The sequence below is a fragment of the Trichocoleus sp. DQ-U1 genome, from assembly GCF_039961925.1.
GTDB lineage: Bacteria > Cyanobacteriota > Cyanobacteriia > Cyanobacteriales > FACHB-T130 > FACHB-T130.
In genome coordinates this window covers 1-4,926 of record NZ_JAMPKB010000154.1, presented here as the reverse complement: position 1 = coordinate 4,926, position 4,926 = coordinate 1, and the positions used below count along the sequence as shown (strand labels likewise).

At 41.8% G+C, this 4,926-nt stretch carries 7 protein-coding genes and 1 pseudogene; 3 read left to right on the top strand and 5 right to left on the bottom strand.

The features are described from left to right. Positions 1-303 (top strand): annotated as a pseudogene (locus NDI34_RS27715) (hypothetical protein); the annotation flags it as partial. Positions 304-686: 383 nt separating this feature from the next. On the opposite strand, the gene NDI34_RS27710 reads toward NDI34_RS27715, so the two are convergent. After that, positions 687-992 carry a fertility inhibition FinO-like protein gene (locus NDI34_RS27710; RefSeq protein WP_348234445.1) on the bottom strand — a complete coding sequence of 102 codons (306 nt, stop codon included), beginning with the start codon at positions 990-992 and terminating at the stop codon, positions 687-689. A gap of 233 nt (positions 993-1,225) precedes the next feature. Between NDI34_RS27710 and NDI34_RS27705 the strand changes: the two genes are divergently transcribed. Next, the gene (locus NDI34_RS27705) at positions 1,226-1,798 is read left to right on the top strand and encodes a GIY-YIG nuclease family protein (protein ID WP_348234444.1); all 573 of its coding nucleotides are present in this window, start codon (positions 1,226-1,228) and stop codon (positions 1,796-1,798) included. Between the two features lie 43 nt (positions 1,799-1,841). On the opposite strand, the gene NDI34_RS27700 is transcribed toward NDI34_RS27705, so the two are convergent. From NDI34_RS27700 to NDI34_RS27685, 4 genes are read right to left on the bottom strand one after another with little or no spacing between them, the layout of a single operon-like run. Continuing rightward, the gene (locus NDI34_RS27700) at positions 1,842-2,345 is read right to left on the bottom strand and encodes a hypothetical protein (protein ID WP_348234443.1); all 504 of its coding nucleotides are present in this window, start codon (positions 2,343-2,345) and stop codon (positions 1,842-1,844) included. A 36-nt stretch (positions 2,346-2,381) separates the two neighbouring features. After that, entirely contained in the window at positions 2,382-2,792 is a 411-nt protein-coding gene (locus NDI34_RS27695) for a hypothetical protein (RefSeq protein WP_348234442.1), read from the bottom strand. A 3-nt stretch (positions 2,793-2,795) separates the two neighbouring features. Further along, positions 2,796-3,650: a hypothetical protein gene (locus NDI34_RS27690; RefSeq protein ID WP_348234441.1), complete on the bottom strand. Its 855-nt coding sequence runs from the start codon at positions 3,648-3,650 to the stop codon at positions 2,796-2,798. Next, positions 3,647-4,597 (bottom strand): HNH endonuclease, encoded by a 951-nt coding sequence (locus NDI34_RS27685; protein WP_348234440.1) that lies wholly within the window; start codon positions 4,595-4,597, stop codon positions 3,647-3,649. Before NDI34_RS27685 ends, NDI34_RS27690 begins: the two co-directional genes overlap by 4 nt. A gap of 41 nt (positions 4,598-4,638) precedes the next feature. Between NDI34_RS27685 and NDI34_RS27680 the strand changes: the two genes are divergently transcribed. Then, positions 4,639-4,926: hypothetical protein (locus tag NDI34_RS27680; RefSeq protein ID WP_348234439.1), on the top strand; the 288-nt coding region annotated here is incomplete at its 3' end.

Genomic DNA, 4,926 nt, shown 5'->3' with positions numbered 1-4,926 from the left:
AGCTCCTCTTTAGTGAAGGGTGCAGATGCAGATTTAATCCTTGATGATTTACTCGTCGATATCAAAACGGTGAGGGAACTGGATTTGCAGAGAAGGGACTTTAATCAACTGGTCGGATACTATGTTTTGAGCCGGATTGACTCACTCAAAGGCGTACCGCTTGCCTACGATATAAAACGCTTAGGTATCTACTTCTCCCGCCACGCTTATCTTTTTACCGTCAACGTTGAAGAGGTAATTGATGAGCAAAAATTCCCTGAGTTTTTAGAATGGTTTCAACTGAGAGCGGGAAGGAACTTTTAAATCGGATTTATCAATGGTTGACGCGGTTGGGTTAGTTCCATCTTTATGCCGATACCCCAAGATTAATTAAGCCCCGCAATGTACCGGGGCTTTTTTTCTGGAGGTGCGATCGCCTCCAACAAAGTTTTAATTGGCACGGCAATCCAAATCTGCTAGTTCTTCAGCTATGGGGATTTTATTCGTGAGTTGTCCTCTCTGGCATAATTGCCTCGCTGAGATTGGCATTATTCAGATTGGCTCCAGTGAGTTACCAGCGTTTAGGTCAGTTTCTCCTGGGAGCAGAAATAGCGATCTCACTTTGATGACTGAGCGATCGCGTTTGTCAAAATTGACGCTTCAATTTGGCAAGAATTTCATCGAAAGTGTAATTCTTTTTTCGCTACTCACTCCACCCCAAGTGTCTCTTTCGGTTCCTTTGGCTTCTTCTCAAAAACTTGGATATTTGGCTCTACTAGCACAAAGCCGTTTTCACTCGTTTCTCCCATCTTTCCAGCGATCGCTGCAACCCACATGGGGTACTCGGCTTGTGCCTGTTCTAGTTTCTTAAAGACTTTTGGTTTAATAGTAACGCTGACAAGCCGCCCGTCACAGTCGATTTCAAATGACTTCCAGCCATTCTCAACGGTTTTTACATCGGCTGGAAATTCGCTAATTTTAATGGTGATTTCAAGCTTTCCGGAAGTGGTCATCTATCCTCCAAGCCAAGATGGTCATTGTTTTAATTCAAGGACAGTATAAGGTAGGCTTTTCGCGGTTGCAGCTTCCGTCTGAAGCATCCCGTGTGAAAAGCGATTTCTGGAGTGGAACTTTCGGCAAAGCAAGTTTACTCAAGTTTCTCCCAAAACTGAGGGCGATCGCATCATTCATTCATCGCTTTTAGTTAAGCAGGGATTTATCATTAGCTGGTCGGTAAGCTCAAAAGATGCACTTGGAACCCAATCAACTTGAACTGTTTTCGGTACAGCAACCCCCGTACACCCGTATTAATAGACCTGAAGTGCTGGAGATGGACGCCCTAGCATTGATGAAGTGGAAAGCTCAAATTGCTGCCCACCAACAACGTGCTAGGGAGAGTCAGCCAGAGAAGCAGGTTGCGTTATTCGACCTTGCGCCAGTGCATTGTGACCCAGACGGGATAGATCCATTCCGGTTAAATTTAAAGCCAATGTCGTTCCATCGAGTGCCAGCGGATAGCCCCGGCGAAGCATGTATATACTTTGTTCTAGACAATGCTACTCAGATGGTGTTGTACATCGGTGAGACGTGCCGCTCGAATAAGCGCTGGAAGGGCGTGCATGACTGTAAGCGCTACATCGAAAAGTACCAGGATTTGCACTATCGATATGGGTTAAAGACAGCGGTGAATATGGCGTTTTGGTGGGATGCGCCAGCTAAAGTTAAACCACGACAGCAGCTGGAGCAAGCGCTGATTCAAAACTGGAAGCCGCCCTTCAACAAAGAAAACTGGGAACGCTGGGGGCAACCGTTTGGTTAGGTGCGATCGCTTTCCCCAGAACTCAAGATGGTGCGATCGCATATTAAAGAACGTCTGTCGCCTTAGTGAGTAGCGCGTGAGGCGGAAAACCTTCACGTTGTAGTTGATAGTCATTCATGTAGCCGCTATCTAAAATTCCATAGTGCTTAATTTTTTTAGCAAATTCAAACACGAATTCTTTATCAAAAACTATGCCAAAATATACGCTATTTTTGTATTGCTCACCTATCCAAGTTGGGTCTACTGTTTCTCCTTCTTCATTAATAAGCCAAGCATGAGATATTGCTAATGGCAATTTATCATCAATCGCAAAACCTTCGCAGTAATGAAGATTTGGATACTTAAACAATGCTTGGAAGCAGTTTTCAAAACAGGATTTAATTTTACCTTTAAATGGTGACTTAACTTTTTTTGTAAAAGGTTGTCCATATTCTAAAACTAATGCTTGGGTACTTTTATAGCGAAAGTCAGAACTTTCGTTAATTTTATCGATTAACTCAGCTTGTTCTTTTAGTAGTTTTACTAGGCGCTCTAAATTATTATTCATAATATTACAAATTTTCACTACTTAATATTCACTACTCTAATCATTGATTTCCTTTAAAAGAAAGTATATGTAATCTGGAGCTAAACCTCTACCATTTTTATTACTATCCTCTTCAAATTTCTGAATAGGAATTTTTTGCACTTTGTTAAGTTTGACTAATTTATTTAATAAAGAACTAATAGCGTTTGGGTCTAAGCCAGTTGCTTTGACAATCTGGCTGCGAACTGCTTGACCACCTAATTCATGCAGAGCTTCTATAATTTTTTGCTGGCTGCCCGGAGTAAATTTTTTAACTTTCTCTTTCTTTTGCTCAGTGCTAATACCAATTGTTTCTAAAACTTTATTAGTAAGTTGTTTTTTTATATTATCATCAATTAATAAATTTTCAATCTGATTTAATGTTTGGACTGCTAAATAAAGTGCTTGTATTGTTTCTAATGGTTCCATCTGCTATTCTGATTCTTTTCCACCCATAACTAGAACTGGCTCAATCCAAACTAATTTTCTTTGTTGCCTGCCTTGTCCATAAGGTTGATTACGTAAGAAGCCTCTACGCCAATGGACGCTCTTAGTACCATGTGTACCGCTACTATCACTATCTGCTTGCACATTTTCTCTTTTGATGTAATAATTTTTTCCGAGCCAAAGCGGTTCATAGTAATCTTTGGCTGCCTCCTTGCCAAATCCTTTATTAACCCTAATTGTCTCGCTAGTTGTATCTAAAAGTTCAGGACGGCATTCCATTATCAAAATCAATCGTAGGAAGATTGATTGTAGATATTCATTAAATCCCGCAATTACCTTGGGGTCAATATCTTCAGCATCAGTGTATTTTAATTTTTGGGCATTTAGCTTAAATCTACGACAAAAGAAAGAATCGCCATCAGTGCAAGCCCAAAAAAGAATATCTTCTTCCGTGTCGTAATGCCAAAAAATAGCATTAACGCTTTTATTTTCAGGTGATAGAATAACTCCTTTAGGCAGCATAAAAAATCCCGTTTTAATTGCCCAATTTAAATTTTCTACTTCAACAGTTAACACTGATTGCATGAGGGCTTGGAGTAAATCTTTCTTTACCCAATATGCCGGACATTTGGCTTGACCCACGTTAAACAAGGTGTATAGAGAGATATAAATCGATTCTCTGGGATTAGTTCTTAACTGGCGCAGTATTTTTTGTTTTTCTGTAGAGTAGTAAATGTCTGCAACCAAACTGCAAAGTTTCTCATAACTTTCATAACCGTCTACATGAGCAACAGGACGAATAACAAGTTCTTTATACCAACCTTTAGGTTTTTTGGTCATGCAGCACGTCTCAAAAATTCCTCTTGATGCCATTGTAGAGAATCTTGCCTTGGATAATACTGCACTTGGGCAGGTAAGATAATGCGATCACCCCTAAATTCTCTCATCGGTCTAGAGTTAGGTGAATCTTCCCGCAGGTTGTCAGCAACAATAATGGTGTAATCATCACTGATGGTGAACCAAAAGCGGTCAAATGCCCAATGGTGGTTTTTGCAGAGTGATAAACCATTATTAATTCGATCATCGTAGAACTGAGAAAACGGTTTGATGTGCGCCCCATCTACAATGTTCTGACCCAGAGAATTGAGAATTTGCAAGCCGCACAGGGCGCAGCGGTACTCGTAGACTGAAACAACAATCTTACGAAACGCTGCATCTCTAACGATTGAAGTCTGTTCATCCTCCAGTTCTTCAGGCTGGTAGACCTTACCTCCCTGGGATCGTAAGCGCTCCTGTATCTCCTGAAACGCATCCACTTGAAGGAGCTGCTCGATCTGTTGAGTTTTGTCAGAGAACCAAGTGCTGATGAGGATGTCAGTCAAAGTAGCTCTTGAGTCGGGATTCCAAAGTAGCTCGAACAGCTCCTGATCAAGGTAGGCATACTCAACCGTCTGCTGGAGAGCGCTTACTGCCCTGATTTTTACATGAGAATTAATCAGCAACTCAAATCCTGGCTTGGGGTAAAGATACCAAAACCCATCCCCCCTCAGATGAAAGAAAGGCAGACCAATATTAGGTTGGCGGACTGGCTCCAAGTTGCTCCACAACTTTAGAAAAGTGGAAATCAGTTCAACCGACAAGGTAATCTGGTTTTGCCGTATCTGTCCTTGGCTTATCAGTTCGATGACCGATAGCAGCAGAATAGGCTTGTTGGGAGCCACCCCACTGGAGCGGCTCACATTTAGCTTGGCAAACTTATTGCAGTAATAACTTAGGCCCTTAGCCATAAAGCAAAGCAGTGAAGGAATATCGATGCACTCGCAACGCCATGTACTCTCATCAATGTATCGGTCACGATGACCTAACAGCCAGACAGGGCCACTACATTAAAGCCAACAGCATAGAAGAAGCGTGGCAAAAGATGGCGATAAGGTTTCCAGAAGAGGCGGAGGAAGGCTTTACCGTTCAAGAGTGGGAAGGATTTAATGTGAATGTGGTAGAGATTCGGCAAGATGATGAGGGAAACGTTATCGAAATCGAACAGATAGGAGATGGTACCACCATTGAGGTCAAGAAGGATAAGGAGGGCAATATTGTAGAACGGGTCAAACGGGAT